The organism is Amycolatopsis mongoliensis, from assembly GCF_030285665.1.
GTDB lineage: Bacteria > Actinomycetota > Actinomycetes > Mycobacteriales > Pseudonocardiaceae > Amycolatopsis > Amycolatopsis mongoliensis.
The window spans coordinates 9,463,111-9,482,134 of sequence record NZ_CP127295.1; the positions used below are offsets into that span (position 1 = coordinate 9,463,111).

General features: G+C 71.6%; 17 protein-coding genes. 3 read left to right on the forward strand and 14 right to left on the reverse strand.

What is annotated here, in order from left to right:
* Positions 1–19 precede the first annotated feature (19 nt).
* Entirely contained in the window at positions 20–1,162 is a 1,143-nt protein-coding gene (locus tag QRX60_RS45340) for a CaiB/BaiF CoA transferase family protein (protein ID WP_285997644.1), read from the reverse strand.
* Between the two features lie 226 nt (positions 1,163–1,388).
* On the opposite strand from QRX60_RS45340, the gene QRX60_RS45345 reads away from it, so the two are divergent.
* On the forward strand, positions 1,389–2,858 hold the full coding sequence (locus QRX60_RS45345; RefSeq protein WP_286003831.1) for an aldehyde dehydrogenase (NADP(+)): 1,470 nt from the start codon (positions 1,389–1,391) through the stop codon (positions 2,856–2,858).
* A gap of 416 nt (positions 2,859–3,274) precedes the next feature.
* On the opposite strand, the gene QRX60_RS45350 is transcribed toward QRX60_RS45345, so the two are convergent.
* The 9 genes from QRX60_RS45350 to QRX60_RS45390 all read right to left on the reverse strand — a co-directional run bounded on the left by QRX60_RS45350 (position 3,275) and on the right by QRX60_RS45390 (position 12,597).
* Positions 3,275–4,789 carry an aldehyde dehydrogenase (NADP(+)) gene (locus QRX60_RS45350; RefSeq protein WP_285997645.1) on the reverse strand — a complete coding sequence of 505 codons (1,515 nt, stop codon included), beginning with the start codon at positions 4,787–4,789 and terminating at the stop codon, positions 3,275–3,277.
* Between the two features lie 141 nt (positions 4,790–4,930).
* Positions 4,931–5,695 (reverse strand): SDR family NAD(P)-dependent oxidoreductase, encoded by a 765-nt coding sequence (locus QRX60_RS45355; protein ID WP_285997646.1) that lies wholly within the window; start codon positions 5,693–5,695, stop codon positions 4,931–4,933.
* Positions 5,688–6,878, reverse strand: coding sequence for a CaiB/BaiF CoA transferase family protein (locus QRX60_RS45360; protein WP_285997647.1), 1,191 nt, complete (start codon positions 6,876–6,878; stop codon positions 5,688–5,690). The genes QRX60_RS45355 and QRX60_RS45360 overlap by 8 nt, the downstream gene beginning before the upstream one ends.
* Positions 6,875–7,624: an enoyl-CoA hydratase/isomerase family protein gene (locus QRX60_RS45365; RefSeq protein ID WP_285997648.1), complete on the reverse strand. Its 750-nt coding sequence runs from the start codon at positions 7,622–7,624 to the stop codon at positions 6,875–6,877. The genes QRX60_RS45360 and QRX60_RS45365 overlap by 4 nt, the downstream gene beginning before the upstream one ends.
* On the reverse strand, positions 7,621–8,808 hold the full coding sequence (locus QRX60_RS45370; protein ID WP_285997649.1) for an acyl-CoA dehydrogenase family protein: 1,188 nt from the start codon (positions 8,806–8,808) through the stop codon (positions 7,621–7,623). Before QRX60_RS45370 ends, QRX60_RS45365 begins: the two co-directional genes overlap by 4 nt.
* 3 nt (positions 8,809–8,811) lie before the next feature.
* On the reverse strand, positions 8,812–9,276 hold the full coding sequence (locus QRX60_RS45375; protein ID WP_285997650.1) for a MaoC family dehydratase: 465 nt from the start codon (positions 9,274–9,276) through the stop codon (positions 8,812–8,814).
* Positions 9,269–10,585, reverse strand: coding sequence for an MFS transporter (locus QRX60_RS45380; protein ID WP_285997651.1), 1,317 nt, complete (start codon positions 10,583–10,585; stop codon positions 9,269–9,271). The genes QRX60_RS45375 and QRX60_RS45380 overlap by 8 nt, the downstream gene beginning before the upstream one ends.
* Before the next feature lie 84 nt (positions 10,586–10,669).
* Positions 10,670–11,677 carry a LacI family DNA-binding transcriptional regulator gene (locus tag QRX60_RS45385; protein ID WP_285997652.1) on the reverse strand — a complete coding sequence of 336 codons (1,008 nt, stop codon included), beginning with the start codon at positions 11,675–11,677 and terminating at the stop codon, positions 10,670–10,672.
* On the reverse strand, positions 11,674–12,597 hold the full coding sequence (locus tag QRX60_RS45390) for a dihydrodipicolinate synthase family protein (protein ID WP_285997653.1): 924 nt from the start codon (positions 12,595–12,597) through the stop codon (positions 11,674–11,676). Before QRX60_RS45390 ends, QRX60_RS45385 begins: the two co-directional genes overlap by 4 nt.
* Before the next feature lie 254 nt (positions 12,598–12,851).
* On the opposite strand from QRX60_RS45390, the gene QRX60_RS45395 reads away from it, so the two are divergent.
* Positions 12,852–14,030 carry a glycoside hydrolase family 88 protein gene (locus QRX60_RS45395; RefSeq protein ID WP_285997654.1) on the forward strand — a complete coding sequence of 393 codons (1,179 nt, stop codon included), beginning with the start codon at positions 12,852–12,854 and terminating at the stop codon, positions 14,028–14,030.
* Here the strand turns inward: QRX60_RS45395 and QRX60_RS45400 are convergent.
* Positions 14,017–14,898 carry a fumarylacetoacetate hydrolase family protein gene (locus QRX60_RS45400; protein ID WP_285997655.1) on the reverse strand — a complete coding sequence of 294 codons (882 nt, stop codon included), beginning with the start codon at positions 14,896–14,898 and terminating at the stop codon, positions 14,017–14,019. The genes QRX60_RS45395 and QRX60_RS45400 overlap by 14 nt on opposite strands.
* 109 nt (positions 14,899–15,007) lie before the next feature.
* Positions 15,008–15,796, reverse strand: a complete 789-nt coding sequence (locus QRX60_RS45405) for an IclR family transcriptional regulator (protein ID WP_285997656.1) — start codon at positions 15,794–15,796, stop codon at positions 15,008–15,010.
* A gap of 325 nt (positions 15,797–16,121) precedes the next feature.
* Between QRX60_RS45405 and QRX60_RS45410 the strand changes: the two genes are divergently transcribed.
* On the forward strand, positions 16,122–16,370 hold the full coding sequence (locus tag QRX60_RS45410) for a hypothetical protein (protein ID WP_285997657.1): 249 nt from the start codon (positions 16,122–16,124) through the stop codon (positions 16,368–16,370).
* 108 nt (positions 16,371–16,478) lie between these two features.
* Here the strand turns inward: QRX60_RS45410 and QRX60_RS45415 are convergent, their stop codons facing one another.
* Together QRX60_RS45415 and QRX60_RS45420 are read right to left on the reverse strand one after the other, a co-directional pair.
* Positions 16,479–17,924 (reverse strand): aldehyde dehydrogenase family protein, encoded by a 1,446-nt coding sequence (locus QRX60_RS45415; protein ID WP_285997658.1) that lies wholly within the window; start codon positions 17,922–17,924, stop codon positions 16,479–16,481.
* Positions 17,921–19,015, reverse strand: a complete 1,095-nt coding sequence (locus QRX60_RS45420; protein ID WP_285997659.1) for an alcohol dehydrogenase catalytic domain-containing protein — start codon at positions 19,013–19,015, stop codon at positions 17,921–17,923. Before QRX60_RS45420 ends, QRX60_RS45415 begins: the two co-directional genes overlap by 4 nt.
* Positions 19,016–19,024 lie beyond the last annotated feature (9 nt).

Sequence of the window (19,024 nt, forward strand, 5' to 3'; positions counted from 1 at the left end):
GGCTTTTCGAAGTACCGGTTCACATCGGTGGCCAGCGCAGGCCCGTGACGGCGCTGCCGTCGCGGGCGCCCGCCGCCTGGCCCGCTTCCTCGGCGGAGACGCCGAACCGCGCGAGCACCCGCTCGGTCGCGTCGGCGGTGTCGGTCGGCCCGGGCGCCGCGGCGGTCCGGGAGAACACCGGCACCGTCGGCACGGACTGCGGGTCGAATCCCTCATAACGCTCGGCGATCTGCGGGAATCCGGCCAGTTCGTGGGGTTCGAGAACCGGCGTGACGCACGCGTCGACGTCGGCGAAGAACTTCGTCCACTCCGCCATCGGGCGCTGCCGGAAGGCGTCGCTCAGCCGTGTCTCGATCTCGGCGAAGTTCGCCGGGTCGAAGTGGTCGGGCACCGCACCCAGGTCGAGTGCCTGCCAGAGGTTGGCGAAGAACGCGTTCTCCAGTGCGCCGACCGCGACGTACCGGCCGTCGGCGCACTCGTAGCAGCGATAGGCCGGCAGTGACCCGGTGAGCACACCCTCGCCGCGCCGCGGCAGCGCACCCCGGCCCCAGTCGGTGAAGTTCATGCCCATCATGGACAGCACGCCGTCCACCATGGCCGCGTCGAGGTACTGCCCGCGGCCGGAGCGCTCCCGTTCGTAGAGCGCGCCGACGATGCCGAACGCGGCGAGCAGGCCGCCGGCGGCGAAGTCGGCGACCAGGTTCAGCGGGGGCACCGGTGGGCTCCCGGCCGGCCCGAAGGTGCCCAGCGCACCGCCGATCGCGAGGTAGTTGATGTCGTGGCCGGCGCGCTGCGCGAGCGGGCCGGTCTGGCCGTAGCCGGTGACACTGCAGTAGACCAGGCGCGGGTTGAGCGCACTGAGCTCCGCGTACCCCGCGCCGAGGCGGTCGGCCACCCCGGGCCGGAAGCCCTCCATGACCACATCGGACTCGGCGACCAGCCGGTGCAGGGCGGCGCGGCCCTCGGTCGTCTTCAGGTCGAGCGTGACGAATTCCTTGCCCCGGGACAGCGCCGGCACCGGCAGGCCGGACCGGCCGCCGCCGATCGCGATCACCTCGGCGCCGAGATCGGCCAGCAGCATGCTGCCGTACGGGCCCGGAGCGAGCCTGGTCATGTCGAGCACCCGGATCCCGGCGAGCGGTCCTGCCGCCCGGCCGGTCATCGAGCACCCCGGGCAGACCGGGAAAGAACTGTGGAATGAAGCAAAACTGTCCTCCTCAGCGAGGTCGCGGGTCGCCGCGATGGATCGATGCTCACCCGGGGCGCCACGACGCCGGTACCTCCAGCTGGAGGTACCGGTTCCGGTGGGCCGCCGGTGATCGTGAGGAGCCACGGATTCCCGTGCGGCCGGCCACTTCCGGTCAATCCGGCGAACAAGAGGAGCGATGATGCCTGCCCCCGCGACCGCGGACACCCCCTGCCAGGAGTACGAAAAGGTGCTGACGGCGGCCCAGGCGGCCGCCCCGGCGCTCGCGGCGATGACCCTGACCGAGCGCGCCGGGTTGCTGCGTGCCGTCGCCGGTGCGCTGCGCGCGCAGGCGGACGAGCTGGTACCGATGGCCGACGCGGACAGCTCGCTGGGCGTGCCGCGGCTCACCGGCGAGGTCGAACGGACCGCCGGGCAGCTGGAGATGTTCGCCGAAGCCGTCGAGGAAGGCTCGTGGCTGGAGGCGATCATCGACCGCGCCGGCCCGGATCTGCGGCGCATGCTGATCCCGCTCGGCCCGGTCGCGGTGTTCGGCGCGAGCAACTTCCCGTTCGCCTTCGGCCTGGCCGGGGGCGACACGGCCGCGGCGCTGGCCGCCGGGTGCCCGGTGGTCGCGAAGGCCCATCCCGCCCAGCCCCGGCTGTCGGATGCCTACGCCCGGGTGGTCGTCGACGCCTTGCACGCCGCCGGCGCGCCCGAGGGCACGTTCGCCGTGGTCCACGGGATGGAGAACGGGCGCAAGCTGGTGACCGACGCCCGGATCGCCGCCGTCGCCTTCACCGGCTCCACGGCGGGCGGACGGGCGCTGGCCGACCTGGCCGCGGCCCGGCCCTCCCCCATTCCGTTCTACGGGGAGCTGGGCAGCCTCAACCCGGTGTTCGTCACCCGCGAAGCCGCCCGGGTCCGCGGCAAGGAGATCGCCGTCGGCTTCCTGGCGTCGATGTCGCTGGGCGCCGGCCAGTTCTGCACCAAACCGGGCGTGTTGTTCGTGCCGGCGGGGTACGGGCTGGAGGACCTGATCGCCGCCGAGGCGGCCACGGCGCCGATGCGGTTGCTGCACGAGGGCATCGGCACCGCGTTCCGGGCCGAGGCCGCGCGGCTCGCCGCCCACCCGGCGGTCCGGCCGCTGAGCGTCCCCGAGCAGGACGCCGCGGACGAGTCGGTCGTCCGGCCGGTCCTGGTCGGCACCACCGTCACCGAGCTCGCCCGGAGTTCTGGGCCGCTGCTCGTCGAGTGCTTCGGGCCGTTCGCGCTGGTCGTGACCTACACCGACGACGCCGAGCTGCCGGCCGCGGTGGACCTGCTGGAAGGCAACCTCACCGCCACCGTGCACGGTGAACCGAGCGGTGACCCGGTCGCACCGGCCCTGCTGCGCACCTTGACCGCCCGAGCCGGCCGCGTCATCTGGAACGGCTGGCCGACCGGCGTGACGGTCGGCTGGGCGCAGCACCACGGCGGCCCGTACCCGGCGACGACTTCGGTGCACACCTCGGTCGGCGTCACCGCGATGCGCCGCTTCCTGCGCCCGGTCGCCTACCAGTCGGTGCCCGACGCAGTGCTGCCACCCGAGTTGCGCGATGCGAACGACCTCGGCATCCCGCGGCGGGTGGACGGTGCGCTCACCGCCGCGTCGCTGACCGCACCGCGGTAGCGGCCCGTCTTCGGCGAGCACGACCGAGGCGGGACGAGGAGACCGGCTCGGCAACCGGACCGGCCAGGGCTCGCGACGCGCGAACGGCGGACCACTCACCCCTCGGCCGTCGCGCCCGATTTCCCCGGATGGCCGATGAGGGTGGTTCCGCGATCGCGGACTCACCGGCAGCCGGAACGCAAGCCGGCGGGCCAGGCGACGGATGTGGCCGGCCGGAAGCCGGCCCCGGTCGCCCCCATGCCGACCTCCGCGCCGATCGAGACCCGATCCCGCTCTGGCCTGCCCGCGTCGCCGCCGGTGGACGCGTTCGGCTCGTGGCCTGCAGTAGCCGAGGGCGCGGCCGGGCCAGGTGTCCCCGGCCCGGCCGTGGACGGCGTGAGCCGGTTCCGCTGAGGAACCCGGCCTGCGTGGCCGGGTCAGCCGGGTAGCCGCAGCAGGCCGTCCACCCGGCGGGGCACCGGGCCGGCGGGGGCGTCGCGCAGCTCGTCCGGCAACATCTGCTCAGGCGCGTCCTGCCAGGTCACCGGCCGCAGGAACCGGCGGATCGCGGTCGCCCCGACCGAGGTGAACAGACTGTTGGTGGCGGGCCACGGTCCCCCGTGGTGCTGGGCCCAGCCGACCGCCACGCCGGTCGGGTAGCCGTTGAACACCAGCCGTCCGGCCGTGTCCCGCAAGACGTCGATCCACTGTGGCGCCGTTTCCCCCGCGCCGAGGTGCACCGACGCGGTCAGCGAGGCCGGCAGGCGGCCGAGCACGGCCCTGAGTTCGTCCTCGGTGCGGTAGCGCACGAGCACCGTCGCCGGGCCGAAGTACTCGGCGAACACCTGCTCAGGCAGGGCGCTCGCCTCGACCGAGACCAGCAGCGGGGCTACCCGGAAGCCACCTTGCCCGGCGTCGCCTTCGGCCACTGTGGACACCTCCGGGGCCGCGCGGAGCCGGTCGGTGTCGGCGAGGTAGGAGGCGTGGATCCGCTCGTTGAGCAGGGGCACGACCTCCGTGCCCTCGAGTCCCTGCGCCGCCGACGCGACCACGGCGTCCCCGGTGGCGCCGGCCGGGATCAGGACGAGCCCTGGCTTGGTGCACAACTGGCCGGCAGACCCGGTCACCGAGGCGGCCAGCCCGACACCGATCTCCCTCGCCCGCTCGGCCGCGGCGGCCTCGGTGACGACCAGGGCGTTGAGGCTGGACAGCTCGCCGTAGAACGGAATCGGGTTGTCGCGGGCGTGGATCGCATCCAGCAGCGCCCGGCCGCCGCCGAGGGAGCCGGTGAAGCCCACTGCCCGCACCGCCGGGTGGCGGACGAGGGCTGTGCCGGCCGTGAGGCCGAACACGATGCCGATCGTGCCCTCGGGAGCGCCGGCTTCGGCGGCGGCGTCCCGCAGGATGTCGTGGACCAGCCGGGAGGTCGCCGGGTGCGAGCCGTGGGCTTTGACCACGACCGGGTTGCCCGCGGCGAGCGCCGAAGCGGTGTCCCCGCCGGGCAGCGAGAACGCGAGCGGGAAGTTGCTCGCACCGAACACCGCGACCGGGCCGATCGGCACGAGCATGCGACGCAGGTCAGGCCTCGGCCCCATCGGCGTCGGGCCTGCGTGGTCGATGGTCGCCTCGAGATAGCTGCCCTCCTCCAGGACGTCGGCGAAAAACGCGAACTGGTAACTCGTCCGGGTGAGTTCTCCGCCGAGCCGGGCCGCGCCGAGCGCGGTCTCCCGGTCGGCGATCGCCACGACGTCGTCGCGCCGGCTCTCCAGGGCGTGGCCGAACGCGCGCAGCAGCCTGGCCCGGCCGCCGCGGCCGAGCGCGTCGAGCGCGGGGGCGGCCGTCGCCGCCGCGGCGACGACCCGCTCGACGGCGGCGTCATCGCTCGGCAGTTCCCCACCTGGCAGTGCGGCGCCGGTGCGGGGGTCTCGTCCGGTGTTCAGGGTGGCGGTCACGGTGCTCCTTCGGGGATCAGTGGCGCGGGAGGGCGGCGACCGGCGTGGCGTCGGTCGAATGCCCCGGGACGGTCGAAGCGGCGGGGGTCGAGGTGAGCGTGGTTCACCGCGGCCGACGCTTCGCCGAAGCCCGGTTCCGGCTCAGGTGGTGGTCCAGCCACCGTCGACGAGCAGGATCTGGCCGGTGACGTAGTCCGACGCCGGGGCGGCGAGGAACACGAACGTGCCGGCCAGGTCCGCGGGCGTGGCGAACTGCCCGAGCGGGATCCGGGCCCGGAGCCGTTCGGTGCGGTCGGCGTCGCCGTAGATCCACGGGGAGGCCATGTCCGTGGCGACGTAGCCGGGCGCCACCACGTTCGCCCTGATCCCGTACGCACCGGCCTCGCTGGCGAGGCTGATCGTGTACTGCGCGACCGCGCCCTTGGTGGTCGCGTACCCCGTCCGCCGTTCCAGGCCGCGGACCGAACCCAGCGAGCCGACGTTGATGATCTTGCCGTAGCCGCGCTCGATCAGCTGCGGAAGCAGGGCCTGGGTGACCTCCACGGTGCCCCGCACGTTCACCCGCCACAGGGTGTCCAGCTCGGCCACGGTGAGCTCGGTGATCGCGGACCGCACCATCACCCCGGCGGCGTTGACCACCACCGTGACCGGCCCGGCGGCGGTCGCCGCGGCGCGGATCCGTTCGCCGATGTCGTCCGCCGTGATGTCGGCGAGCAGGGTGTCCACCGCGGCGCCCGCCTCGGCCAGCTCGGCCGCCGTCGAGGCCAGCTCCGCCTCGAGCCGGTCGACCAGCAGCAGCCCGGCCCCGTGCCGGGCGAGCGCCCGGGCCGCCGCCTTCCCGATTCCGCGCGCGCCACCGGTCACGACGGCGACGTTGCCCTCCAGGGAAAACAGGCTCTCAGACAACGCCTGCCTCCCGCAGCTCGGCGATCTTCTCGGCCGAATAGCCGAGCTCGCTCAGTACCGCATCGGTGTGCTCGCCCAGTTCTGGTGGCGGCGTGCGCAGTTCCGGTTCGCCGGAGCTGAACCGCACGGGATGCTTGAGCATCTTCACCTTGCCCGCCCGGGGATGCTCGAACTCCAGCACCGGATCCAGGTGCGTCACCACCGGATCGGCGAAGACGGCGTCGTAGTCGTTGACGGGTGCGCACCAGATCCCGTGCTCGCGGAACAACGCGAGCAATTCCTTCGCCGAGCGGTCGAGCAACAGCGGGCCGAGCGCACGCCGGATCTGTTCGCGCCGGCTGAACTTCACCGCCGGGTCCAGGAACTCCCGCAGTTCGGCCGGATCGCCGAGTGCCGCGCTGATCTTGGCGACCGGGCTGAGCGACAGCGCGATGAACTCGTCGGCCGTCTCGTACACCCCGTAGGGCGCCTCGTGGAAACTGGAGCCGAGCGGCTCCGCCGGCCGCTCCACGAGGCCACCGTTGAGGTGGTACACCACGGGCTCCAGCTGCAGGTCGAGCGCCGCCTGCACCATCGTCGCCTCCACCCGCTGGCCCTCGCCGGTGCGCTGCCGGTGGTGCAGCGCGGCGAGGATGCCCATCGCCAGCAGCGCCGCGGCATGCTGGTCGACGACCGCCGCGCCCGCCGGGGTCGGCGGGTCCCCGGCCCGGCCGGTCGCCGCGGCCAGCCCGGTCATCGCCTGCAGGAGCAGGTCCTGCCCGGGCAGGTCGCGGTAAGGGCTGTCGGAGCCGTAGCCGGACCCGCAGGCGTAGATCAGGTCAGGGCGCAGCTCCGACAGCTTTTCGTAACCGACGCCGAGGCGGTCGAGCACGCCCGGCCGGAAGTTGTCCACCACGACATCGGCGCTCGCCGCGAGCCGAAGCGCGGCGCGCTGCCCCTCCGGCGACTTCAGGTCGATCGTCACGCTCCGCACGTTTCGATGCGACAGCAGGAAGAAAGCGCTTACCTCCTCGACGTAGGTGTTGCCGCCGGACCAGGACCGCTCGTACGCGCCGCGCCCGGGCTGCTCCACCTTGATCACGTCCGCGCCGAGGTCGCTGAGGTACTGCACGCTCGCCGGGCCGAGGAGGAACTGGGTGAACGCGACGATCTTGACGTCACGCAGGATCTGCAGGGGTTTCATGGTTTCTCCTTCAGGAAGCCGCGCACGGCCTGCTGCGCGCGCTCGGTCGCGAAAAGCGGGCCGCCGAGACGCCGCTCGGCGGCCAGCCCCGCGTCGACGCCTTCGGTCACGCTCGCCCGGACCGCGGCCTTGATGGCACGGGTGGCGGCGCCCGGTGCGGCCGCTATCGACGCCGCCAGCCCGGCCACCGTCTCGCGCAGCCGGCCCGCCGGAGCCACCTGGTCCACGAGCCCGTACGCCAGCGCCTGACCGGCGGTGATCCGCTCCGTGGACAGCAACAGCAGTTGCGCCCTGGCCGCGCCGACGAGGTGCGGCAGCCGGGCGGTGCCACCGCCACAGGGCACCAGCCCGAGCCCCGCCTCCGGGAAGCCCAGGTGCGCTTGTTCGTCGGCCACCCGGATGTCGCAGGTCAACGCGAGTTCCAGGCCGCCGCCGAGGGTGTGGCCGTGCACGGCGGCGATGGTCGGCTGCGGAAGGTCGGCGAGCGCGGCGAACCAGCCGTGTTCGAGATCGGCGCGTTCGAAGCCGCCCGTCTCGTCCGAGGGGAACTCCCGGATGTCGGAACCGGCCGAGAAGGCCCGGTCCCCCTCCCCACGCACCACGACCACCCGGCAGGACTCCTCCCCCGCCAGCCGAAGGGCATGTGCCGCGAGCTCGGCGCGGACGGCGAGCGTGAGCAGGTTGAGCGGCGGGTGGTCCACCACCAGCTCGGCCACGCCGTTGTCCAGTCCGCAGTGGACGGTCACTTCCCGGCCTTCGGCAGCAGGTGCCGGGCGATGATCACCCGCTGGATCTGGTTGGTGCCCTCGTAGATCTGGGTGAGCTTCGCGTCCCGGTAGATCCGCTCCACCACGGCGTCCTTGGTGTAGCCGTAACCGCCGTGGATCTGCACGGCGTTGGTCGCGACCCGGACCGCGACGTCGGAGGCGAACAGTTTCGCCTGGGACGCCTGCAGAGCGAACGGCGCGCCCGCGTCCTTGAGCTGGGCCGCCCGGCGGACGAGCAGCCGCGCCGCGTCGATCTCGACGCAGGCGTCGGCGAGCATGAACTGCACCGCTTGGAAGTCGCCGATGCGCTGGGAGAACGCCTCCCGGTCCTGCGAATACCGCAGAGAGGCGTCGTGCGCTCCCGCGGCGAGGCCGAGGGCCAGCGAAGCGATCACGATGCGGCCGTTGTTGAACGAGCCCAGCGCGTTGCCCAGCCCGCGGCCGGGTTCCCCGAGCACGTGCTCGTCGGAGACGAGGGTGTCCTGCAGCGTGATCCCGGCGGTGGCCAGGCCGCGCATGCCCATCAGCTGTTCCTTGTGGTCGGCCAGGAAGCCCTTGGCCGGGTCGCCGTCGGGGCTCTTGGGCACGAGGAACGTGGTGAGTCCCTTGCTGCCCGCGGCCGGGTCGGTGCGGGCCAGCACGACGGCCAGCTCGCCCACCGCGCCGGCGGTCATGAACGCCTTGGTGCCGTTGAGCTTCCACCCCGACTCGGTGCGCTTCGCGGTGGTCTTGACGCTGGCGACGTCGGAGCCGGCGCCGGGCTCGGTGACCGCGATCAGGCAGATCAGCTCGCCGGCGGCGATCCGGGGCACGTAGGTGCGGATCTGCTCGGGTGTGCCGCGCTTGACGATCAGCTCCGACTGCAGCTTCGCGAGCAGGCAGGCGTTGGCGACCGTGCCGGAGACCCGGGCGAGCTCCTCCAGGGTGATCGACATGCTCAGCTCGTCGGCCCCGCTGCCGCCGTGCTCCTCGGGGACGTTGAGCCCGAGGAAGCCCAGTTCGCCCATCCGCCGGTACAGATCGTGCGGGAACTCGTCCTCGCGGTCGATCTCGAACGCCCGCGGCGCGACTTCGGATTCGGCGAACTTGCGCACGGTCTGCCGCAGCAGCTCGTGTTCCTCGCTCAGCTCGCCGAGGGGGATGGACGTGGTGGTGGAAGTCATGGTTCAGACCCTCCGCAGGATGTGGGTGGCGACCGCGACCACGTCGCCGTGCTGGTTCTTCGCGGTCACCTGGGACCTGATCTCACCGCGTTCGTCGTCGCGTTCGGCGACGGTGTAGGTCACCGTCACGGTGTCGCCGATGAACACGGGCTTGACGAACCGGACCCGGTCGTAGCCGTAGGACACGGCGGGTTCGTTGCCCGCTTCCTCGATGAGTTTCGTCGAACAGGTCGACATGTAGGAAACGATGAGCACGCCGTGCGCGATCCGGTGCCCGTACCGGGTCTTGCTCATGTACTCCTCGTCCACGTGGTTCGGGCCGAGATCGCCGGAAACACCGGCGAAAAGGTAGATGTCGCTCTCGCTGACGGTCTTCGTGAAGGTGGTCGTGCGGCCGATCGCGAAGGCGCCTTCGGCGAGTTCGGACGAGATGGGAACCAGTTTGGTGGCGGTGGTGCCGTCAGTCATGGTGAGCCTCCGTTTTCGTTGCGGTGGAAGGGACTCCTGCCAGGTCGCCGCGCTTGACGTGCCCGCGCCACAGCGGCGCCAGTGCCAGTGCGGTGACCACGAGGAAGCCGGCCAGCAGGAAGAAGCCGAGGTTGTAGGAGCCGGAGCTGTCCACCAGCGCGCCGACCAGTGCCGGGCCGAAGGCCGAGGCGATGTAGGAGACGCCGTTGGCGATGCCGGTGCCCAGGCCGGTGGTGCCGCGCGGGGTGAGCTCCTGGATGACCGACCACATCGGCGCCAGGGTGAAGCCGAGGAAGCCGACCGCCGCGGAGATGAACACCACCGACATGCCGACCGTCCCGGTGGCCACGCCGAGGTAGGACAGCAGCGCGCCGAGGACGTAGCCGCCGGACCACAGCAGCACCCGGCCGCGGGGCATCCGGTCGCCGATCATCCCGCCGACCAGGTTCAGCACGGCGGCGGTCAGCCAGGGAATCACGGCGAAGGTGCCGGACGAGGTGAAGCCCAGGTGGCGTTCGTGCTCCAGGTAGGACGGCACGAACGTGCTGATGCCCCAGAACCCGAGACCGTATCCCATGTAGGAGAACACACAGATCCAGTACCGGTAGTTCGAGACCAGCCTGCGCAGGCTGGTCCTGATCGGCTCGGGGTCGGCCGGTTTCGCCTGACCGTCCCGGATGTGGCGCAGTTCCGCCGGGGACACCCCGGCCATCTCCTCCGGGCGGTTGGCGGTCCAGCGCAACATCATCGGCAGGGCGACGAGCAGGCCGACCGCCGCCAGCACGAAGAAGCTCTCCCGCCACCCGAACACGTTGACGATCCACACGATGATCGGGAAGGAGACGGCGGGCGCCAGGAACAGGCCGCCGAGCCAAGCCGAGTTCGCCCGGGCGCGTTCCCGGTCCGGGAACCATTCGGCGACGATCATGTTGCAGGACGGGGTCATGATGGACTCGCCGAGCCCGAGCACGATGCGCAGGACGAGCATCACGACGAAGTTCGAGACCAAGCCCATCGCGCACATCAGGACGGTCCAGGCGATGATCGACCAGATCACCCCGCGCCGGCCGCCGATCTTGTCGCCGAGCGGTCCGGTGAAGAAGTTGCACAGGCCGTAGGGGAACAGGAACCCGGTGATCAGCAGGCCCTGGGCGAACTTGTTGCCGGTGATGCCGAGGCTGTCGGTGAACTCCCGGTTCGCGATGAGGACCGACACGTTGGTCCGGTCGAAGTAGGCGACGAAGAACGCGAAGGAGATCGCGATGGCCACCCGGTACCGGCGGTTGGACATGGCTGTCTGCAGGGACATGAGGGCGTGCTCCTTCCACACTGAAGGGCAGTGTCGGTGTGGATCGTGGGGTCGGAGGTGACAGAACGGTCCGGAAAGGACCGGTCAGCGGCGGGCGGTGCTGTGCCGCCGCAGGAGTTCGTGCGGGAACGTGATGCGCTGGCCGGCCGGGAGCGGGACCGAGCCCAGGATCATCTCCGCGGCGTTGCGGCCGAATTCGTACTGGGAGAAGCTGACGCTGGTCAGCGCCGGGTGCACCATCCGGGCCACCGGGATGTCGTCGCAGCCGATGACGGCGACGTCGTCCGGCACCCGGACGCCGGCCGACGCCAGTGCGTGCATCGCGCCGATGGCGGCGTAGTCGTTGAACGCGATGACGCCGTCGAACGAGCCGGCGGCGAGCGCCTTGGCGGTGAGCTCTTCGCCCGCCGACTCGGTGAAATCGCCGTAGACGACGAGATCCGGGTCGGTGTCGAGGCCCAGTTCCGCGACCGCCTGCCGGTAGCCCGCGAGCCGCCGCTGGGTGACCAGCCAGTTGGGCTGCCCGGCGAGGCACAGGATGCGGCGGCACGAGATCTCCGCCAGGTGGTGCACGGCGTCGGAGATGGCGGCGGAGTCGTCCACGGTGATCGACGGGAAGGGCAGCTGGTGCGGCCCGATCGTGACCACCCTGGTCGAGCTCCAGTCGAAGCCGTCGAGGTGGGTGTCGTCGTCGATCCCGCCGCCGGCGAACACGATGCCGTCGACCCGCTTGTCCAGCAGCAGGTTCACGCAGGCTTCCTCGCGGGCGGGCACGCGATCGGTGTTGGTCAGGATGACCACGCAGCCCGCGGCCTGCGCGACGTCCTCGACGCCGCGGGCCACCTGGTGGAAGTAGGCGTCGGAGATGTCCGGCACGATCAGGCCGATGCTTTGCGTCGTCCCCTTGCGCAGGGCCCGCGCCAGGGAGTTCGGCCGGTAGCGAAGCTGGCGCGCGGCGGCGAACACCCGGTCCTGCGTCTCCTGCGGGATCGCCGAGGCCTGGCCGCTGAGCACCCGGGAAACCGTGGTCACCGAGACCCCGGCCAGTTCGGCGACCGCCTTGGCGGTGCCCGGTCGAGCGGCTCCGGTCATCGTGCGCCCGTCGGCAGCAGCCCGGCCTCGGCGAGCGCCTGCCGCAGTTGCCCGCGTTCGGCCTCGCTCACCCGTTCCAGCGGCGGACGCACCGCGGGGGTGAGCTCGTGCCCGAGCATGATCAGGTGCTCCTTCATCCTGGCGTACATGTTCGCCATCGGCGCCCGGTAGACCACCCTGGTGAGCGCCTGGATGCGGGCGTACTGCCGCTCGGCCTCGGCGAGGTCGTGCGCCCGGACCGCGGCCAGCAGGCGTACCTGCAGGTCGGCGATCACGCTACCGTGCCCGGACAGGATACCGTCCGCGCCCGAGGCCAGCGCCGGTAGCAGGTTCGTGCTGAAGCTGGTGAGCAGCGAGACCGGATGGTCCAGCCCGTGCAGCACGCGGCGGGTCTCCTCGTGCTTGCGAAGGTCGAGGCTCCACTCCTTCACCGCGACGACCTGCTCGAGCGAGCAGATGCGCGCCAGGGTGTCCAGGCCGTAGTGCATCCCCGTGAACTCGGGGTAGGAGAACAGCACGAGCGGCAGGCCGGTCGCGCCGGCGAGCTCGGCCACGTGCCGATAGGCCATTTCCTGGCTGCCACCCAGCGCCAGTGCCGGCAGCGGGAAGACGAGCAGCGCGTCGGCGCCCTCGTCTTTCGCGTCCCGGGCGTACTCGACCGCCTGGATGTGATTGTCCGCGTGGACACCGGAAATCAGCGGCACTTTCCCGTTGATTGTCTCCGCGGCGAGCGCGACGGCTTTCCGCCGTTCCGCCCGGTCCAGACTGCTCACTTCGGCGGCGTGCCCGTTGCAGGTGATGGCCACGACGCCGGCGACGCCGGACAGGTGCCGCACGTGTCTGCGGTAGGCCTCGACGTCGATCGAGAGGTCGTCGTCGAGGGGGAGGATGTTGGCCGGAATTACTCCGTTGAGGTCCACTGACTCTCTCCGCAATCGGTTGCGCAATGGATTGCGTGGACCATACCCTGACGAACACCGAAGTTGTCAAGAGGCAGTTCGACCTTCGCTCCGCGGCCGCCGAGCGGGTTGACTCGGCCGGAGCGGTTGCCTAGCCTTTGATCATCACGACCGAATTGCGTTCAGCATTGCTGAACGACTCTGAGCGCGGTCGTCCTTTTCCCGGAAAGCGAGATCCGTCGCATCGCCGACCTCGCTTCGGCCACAGGAGAGTCATGGACAGTCACATCACCGGCGAATTCCTGCCGACCACGGAAGAAATCGAAGAAATGGGCAGGCGGGTGACCGGCGCGGTGCTCGGTGGCGGCGCCGACCGCGCCGCGCACTACGCCGAGCACGGCCGCTGGGTCTACCGCCCCATCGACGAGGCCAGCCGGTGGGTCGGCACGGACTACGACCACGGCAACTGGACGACCGGGTTCTGGGCGGGGGCGATGCTGCACCTCGCCCAGCTCGGCTGCGCCGACGACGGCCTCGTCGAGCGGGCCCGGACGCTGTCGGCCAAGCTGGACTGCCGGGTGGACGATCACGGCACGCACGACATCGGGTTCATCTTCTGGCCGAGCGCGGCGCTGGTCGCCCGGCTGTTCGGCGACCCGGCCGCGGCGTCCTCGGCGCTGCGCGCCGCCGAGGTCCTGGCGGAACGGCGGGTACCCGGTTCGGGCCACCTGCAGGCGTTCGGCGCGATCGGCGAAGACCGGTCCCGGCCCACCAGCACGATCGACACGATGATGAACCTGCCGCTGCTGTGGTGGGCGCACCACCACACCGGGGCACCGGAATGGGCCGAAACCGCTCGCGCGCACGCCGACCGGACGGCACGGAGCCTGCTGCGCCCGGACGGCTCCACCTACCACCTGGCGCGGATCGGCGACGACGGCGAAGCGTTCTGGCAGGGCACGTTCCAGGGCGCGGCCGACGACTCCTGCTGGGCCCGCGGTCAGGCGTGGGGAATCGCCGGTTACCTCACCATGGCCTGCGAAACCGGTTCGGCGGAGTACGGCCGGATCGCCGCTCGGCTGCTCGACTACTACTGCGGGAGCCACGACATCGACGCGCTGACCCCGTACGACCTGGTGGTCGACACCGGCATCCAGGACTCGTCGGCCGCCGCTATCGTCTGCTACGGCCTCGCGCTCACCTTGCGGAAGGACCCGGACCTGGCTCGTCTGGTTGGGGCAGAAGACCGGCTGACCCGGATCTTGCGCGTGCTACGGCGCGACGCGCTCTTCCAGGACGAGGTCGGCGTGCTCGCCCACGCCTGCTATTCGGCGCCCCACCGGCTCGGGATGGACGGGCCCCTGCCCTACGGCGACTACTACTACCTCGCCGCGCTGGCGCTGGCGCGCGGGGTCGCCGACCTCGTCCCGGGGCGAGCGATCAATCCCGGCTGAGCTTGCCCGCGCCTCGCACCACCGGGGTGCGCAGCGTGCCCACTTCGCCGATCTCGATCTCGACCACGTCCGCTTCGGACAGGCCGAGATCGAGCTCGGGCACGATCGAGGTGCCGGTGGAGAGCACCACCCCGTCCGGGTAGGTGTTGTCCCGCAAGAGGTACTCGACCAGCTCGGCCGGCTTGCGGTTCATCTCGGCGGTGTTGGCGCGCCCGCTGAACACCTCTCGCCCGTCGCGCAGGATCCGCATGCTCAGGTCCAGCTTCAGCGGGTCGTCGATCTCCCAGGCCGGCCGCACCCCGGCCGACACCGCGCAGGAGCCCTGGTAGATCTTCGCCTGCGGCAGGTACAGCGGGTTCTCGCCCTCGATGCTGCGCGAGCTGACGTCGTCGACCACCAGGTAGCCCGCGATTTCGCCACGGCTCGTCAGCAGCAGGCCGAGTTCGGGCTCCGGCACGTTGTTGGGCGAGTCGGCCCGGATGACGATCGGCTGGCCTTCGGTGACCACCCGCCAGGCCGCGGACTTGAAGAACAGCTCGGGCCGCGGGGCGTGGTAGACGCGGGCATAGATGTCCTCGTCGGCGCTTTCCTCGCGGCGGGCCTCCTCCGACCGGCGGTAGGTCACGCCGGCCGCCCACACTTCCATTCGCCCGTCGAGGGGCGGCAGCAGCCGCGCACCGGACGCGGGCACGGCCGGTGCGCCCGCGGCCGCGGTGACCAGCTCCCGGATTTCCGCCAGCGGCCGGCCGAGCAGCTCGCTCATGCTGCCCACGGGAAGGGCTCGCAGGTGCTCACCTTCGTCGTCCAGCACCCCGACGCGGATGTCCGCCGGCCGCTCGGGCTCGGCGAATCGAACAAGATGGGTCACGCTTTTCCCCTTATGCTTCAGCATCTTCGGAGTTCAGCGATACTGAATGCTGTTCAGTATCAGTCAGACACTACGGGCCCGTGAGCACCCCGTCAACGCAGGAAGCGGGTCAGCGGGGCCGGGCGCCCACCGGGCGGGAGGGGAACTGGAGCGGCGGCACGAGGTACTGCGCCGCGAGAGCATGCAGCCGCTCCACGTAGCCCGCGAGAGTCTCGGGACCGGTTTCCGCGGCGAGCGTGGAGATCGAGATCGCGCAGCACGGGATTCCGTTGAGCAGCACCGGAACCGCGACACAGGCGATCCCGGGCTCGTTCTCCTCGAGGTCCAGCGCGTAGCCGCGAGCCCGCGCCTGCTCCAGCGCGTCCTGCAGGTGGGCCCAGCCGAGGCCGGGCAGCGGACCCGCCTTCGTGCCCCCCAGCTGGGCTCGCAACGCCCCGCTGTCCCAGTCGTGGCAGGCGAGCACCGCGCGGCCGAGCGCGGTGCTCGCCGCCGGGTTGCGGCCGCCGATCTTCGAGCCCACCGTCACCGACCGGTCGGCGTCGACCTTCTCCAGGTAGATGATGTCCGCGCCGTCCAGGATGCCGACGTGGCACACCTGCCGGATCTCCTCGGAGAGCCGCCTGATCAAGGGCAGCAGGCTGGTGCGGAAGCTCAGCTTCTCCTCGTAGGACGCGGCGACCCGCAACGTTTCGCCACCGAGCCGGTACCGGCCGCTTTCCCGGTCCTGCGCGACGAAACCGCGGTGCCGCAATGCGGACAGGGTGAGGTGGGCCCCGCTCTTGGGACTGCCGAGTGCCTGCGCGATGTCCACAAGGGACAAGCCGTCCGGCCCCTTCTCGCCCAGCAGCTGCAGTACGGCGAGCGCCTTGTCCACGCTGCGCACCGGTGATTCCGCCACGTCCGGTCCTCCTGTCCCACTGAATGACATTCAGCATAGCTGGACGTGGTCGCCCCGGTCAGCCCTCGGACAGCACTGGCGACTTGCACCGCGACGCCACTCGTGGCTGATCGGGCATCTGCCCGAAGTGCCCACGGTCGACGTAGCGGCGGTCTACGCCACGCTCGACCGGCTCGGCGACGTCGCCCGACATCTCAACTCGCGGCACCGGACCGGAAAATGCAGGTCCACCGCGATCTCGGCCTGCAAGTCGTCTACTACAACAACAAAGAGGCGGTGGTGACTTCGCTCCCCGTGTGGGTAACGTGTGCGTCCGAGGACCGAGTTGATCTACAACCCCACACTGAAGATCGCCACGGACCTGCAACTCGAGCGATATCGCCGCCTGGCCGAGCACTCGGCGCGAGCCTCGCAGGCCGCTGCCATCCGCGACCGCCTGCCAGTTCTGATATCGATCTTGAACTTCGCGTTGCAGTCCAAGACGATCGGGCCGCGCATCCGGCCGCGGCATGCCGGTTCCCGGGCTGCCTTCTCCCTCTACCGAAGCGCCGGGCTCCTCGGACGCTTACCATGACCTCCACTACGCGGGTCGAGATTCGTCTCGGCCCGCACAGTTCGTCTCTTGGCTGGACGCGGCCGCCCGCGGTTCACTCCGTGGACGACAGTCGGGGAACTGCCGCGCTCAGGGGCTCCAACGCTGAACCGCCTGCGTGGTCAGGAAGTCGTCGATCCCCCAGCCGCCGAACTCCCGGCCGTAGCCGGAATCGCCGAAACCGCCGAACGGGGCCGCCGGGTCGAAGCCGGCTCCGTTGACTTCGACCTGGCCGGCGCGGATCCGCCAGGCGACGGCTTCGGCGTCCGCACCGAAAACGCCGGCGGCCAAGCCGTACCCGGTGTCGTTGGCGACCGCGACCGCGTCGTCGGTGCCGCGGTGGGTCTGCACGACCAGCACCGGGCCGAAGACCTCCTCGCGCACGATCGCGCTGTTCCGTTCGACCCTGGAGAAGACCGTGGGACGCACGAAGTAGCCCGTGTCCAGGCCGTCCGGGGCGCCGGGGCCGCCGGTGACGACGCGCGCCCCCTCGGCGATCGCGCGCTCGATGTGCCCGCGGACGCTCGTGCGCTGGGCCTCGGACACGACGGGGCCGAGCCGGACGCCGGGGTCGAAGGGGTCGCCGGCGCGGAACCGGCCGGCCGCGGCGGCGAGGATCTGCTCGGCGGTGTCGAGCCGGTGTTCGGGGACGATGATCCGGGTGAGGGCGCTGCACATCTGGCCGGAGTTGAGCAGCGAACCGGCCATCACCCGCCGCAGTGCCTTCTCGAAGGCACTGTCGTCGAGGTCGTCGAGCAGGACCGCGGGCGACTTGCCGCCCAGTTCCAGAGCCGTGGGGCGGACCCGGCCCGCGGCGAGCGTCGCGACGCGGGCGCCGGCGCCGGTGGAGCCGGTGAACGACACGAAGTCGACGACCGGGTGCAGGACCAGCGCTTCGCCGACCTTCGCTCCGGCGCCGGAGACCAGGTTGAACACCCCGGGCGGGAGGCCGAGCCCGGCGATGACGTCGGCCAGCACGAAGACGCCCAGCGGCGTGACCTGGCTCGGCTTGAGCACGACCGGCGCGCCCGCGGCGAGCGCTCCCCCGACCTTGGCCGCGACCTGGTGCAGCGGGAAGTTCCACGGCGTGATCGCGCCGACGACACCCACGGGGACCTCGCGCACGACCGAGGTGCCGATTTCCCGTTCGTAGACGTGTTGTTCGGCCGCGTCGGCCAGGTTCGCGAAGTCGGTGACGGCCAAGCCGACCTGGACGCTACGGGCGAAGGCCCGCGGCATGCCGAGGTCCGCGGTGACGAGATCGGCGAGGTCCTCCGCACGCGCGTCGAGCTCGGCGGAGATCGCGCGGCAAGCCGCGGCGCGTTCGGCCGGTGGGACCGCGGACCAGACGGGCAGGGCGTCCGCGGCCGCGCGGCAGGCCGCGTCGACGTCGTCTTCGGTCCCGGCCGGGATGTCGGCGATCACCTGCTCGGTGGCGGGGTTGCGGACCGCGATCCGCTCGATGCCCGCGCCCGGACGCCACTTCCCGCCGATGAACAGGGCGGAGGTGTCGGGCAGGGTGAAGGTGCCGGTCACCGCGCGGTCCCGTCCAGCCGGACGACGGTGCGGACGCCGTGGCCGCGTCGCAGGTCGTCGAAGGCCTGGTCGATGCCGGTCAGGTCGGTGGTGGCGGTACACAGCGCGGCGAGGTCCAGCGCGCCGGCGTCCGCCAGGTCGAGCAGGTCGGGGACGTCGGTGTCGGGGTCGCTGGAGCCGTAGACGCAGCCGCGCAGGGTGCGGCCGAACCAGAACAGCTCCAGCGAGGAGAACTCGACGGTGTCGCGGTGCGAGCCGACGCCGACCACGGTGACGTGCCCGCCGCGCCGGGCCGCCGACCAGGCCGCCCGGGTGGTGGCCGAGCCGCCCACGCAGTCGAAGGCGTGGTCCGCGCCGCGGCCCCCGGTCAACGCACGGACCTTCTTCGCCGCGTCGTCTCCGGCCGGGACGAAGTCGGTGATCCCGTGTGCCTGCGCCAGCAGGCCCTTCTCCGCCGAGGTGTCGATGCCGATGACCGGGTGCGCTCCGCGGACGCGCGCCGCCTGGGCGACCGACAGGCCGATGCCGCCGAGGCCGAGCACCACGACCGCTTGGCCCTCGCGGACGTCGGCGGTGTGGAAGACGGCGCCCGCGCCGGTCAGCACGGCGCAGCCGAGCACGGCGACCAGGTCGAGGTCGACGGAGTCCGGCAGCCGCACGACCGCGCGCTCTCCGACGACGGTCTCTTCGGCGAAGGCACCGGTGCCGAGCCCGGCGTAGACCGGGGTTCCGTCGTCGAGGGTGGCGTAGGGCTCGCGCGCGGCGTTGTCGCCGTGCTCGCACAGGTACGGCTCGTCGTGTGCGCAGAACCAGCACTGGCCGCACGAAGGCGACCAGTTCAGCACGACCTTGTCCCCCACGGCGACCCGCGTGACTCCGGTGCCGGTCGCGATCACCGTGCCGGCGCCTTCGTGGCCGAGGACGGCCGGGACGGGCTGCTTGAGCTTGCCGGTGGCCAGGGACAGGTCGGAGTGGCAGACCCCGGCGGCCTGGAGCCGGACGCGGACCTGTCCCGGTCCGGGGTCGGGCAGGACGATCTCGCACAGCTCCAGGGGCTGGTCCGGGGCGCGCAGGACAGCGGCCTTCACCATGGGGAGTTC

Excerpts from the sequence above, each read along its gene's own strand:
- QRX60_RS45340 (WP_285997644.1), bottom strand. The coding sequence starts at position 1,162 with ATGACCGGCCGGGCGGCAGGACCGCTCGCCGGGATCCGGGTGCTCGAC.
- QRX60_RS45345 (WP_286003831.1), top strand. The coding sequence starts at position 1,389 with ATGCCTGCCCCCGCGACCGCGGACACCCCCTGCCAGGAGTACGAAAAG.
- QRX60_RS45360 (WP_285997647.1), bottom strand. The coding sequence starts at position 6,878 with ATGAAACCCCTGCAGATCCTGCGTGACGTCAAGATCGTCGCGTTCACC.
- QRX60_RS45370 (WP_285997649.1), bottom strand. The coding sequence starts at position 8,808 with ATGACTTCCACCACCACGTCCATCCCCCTCGGCGAGCTGAGCGAGGAA.
- QRX60_RS45375 (WP_285997650.1), bottom strand. The coding sequence starts at position 9,276 with ATGACTGACGGCACCACCGCCACCAAACTGGTTCCCATCTCGTCCGAA.
- QRX60_RS45380 (WP_285997651.1), bottom strand. The coding sequence starts at position 10,585 with ATGTCCCTGCAGACAGCCATGTCCAACCGCCGGTACCGGGTGGCCATC.
- QRX60_RS45385 (WP_285997652.1), bottom strand. The coding sequence starts at position 11,677 with ATGACCGGAGCCGCTCGACCGGGCACCGCCAAGGCGGTCGCCGAACTG.
- QRX60_RS45395 (WP_285997654.1), top strand. The coding sequence starts at position 12,852 with ATGGACAGTCACATCACCGGCGAATTCCTGCCGACCACGGAAGAAATC.
- QRX60_RS45420 (WP_285997659.1), bottom strand. The coding sequence starts at position 19,015 with ATGGTGAAGGCCGCTGTCCTGCGCGCCCCGGACCAGCCCCTGGAGCTG.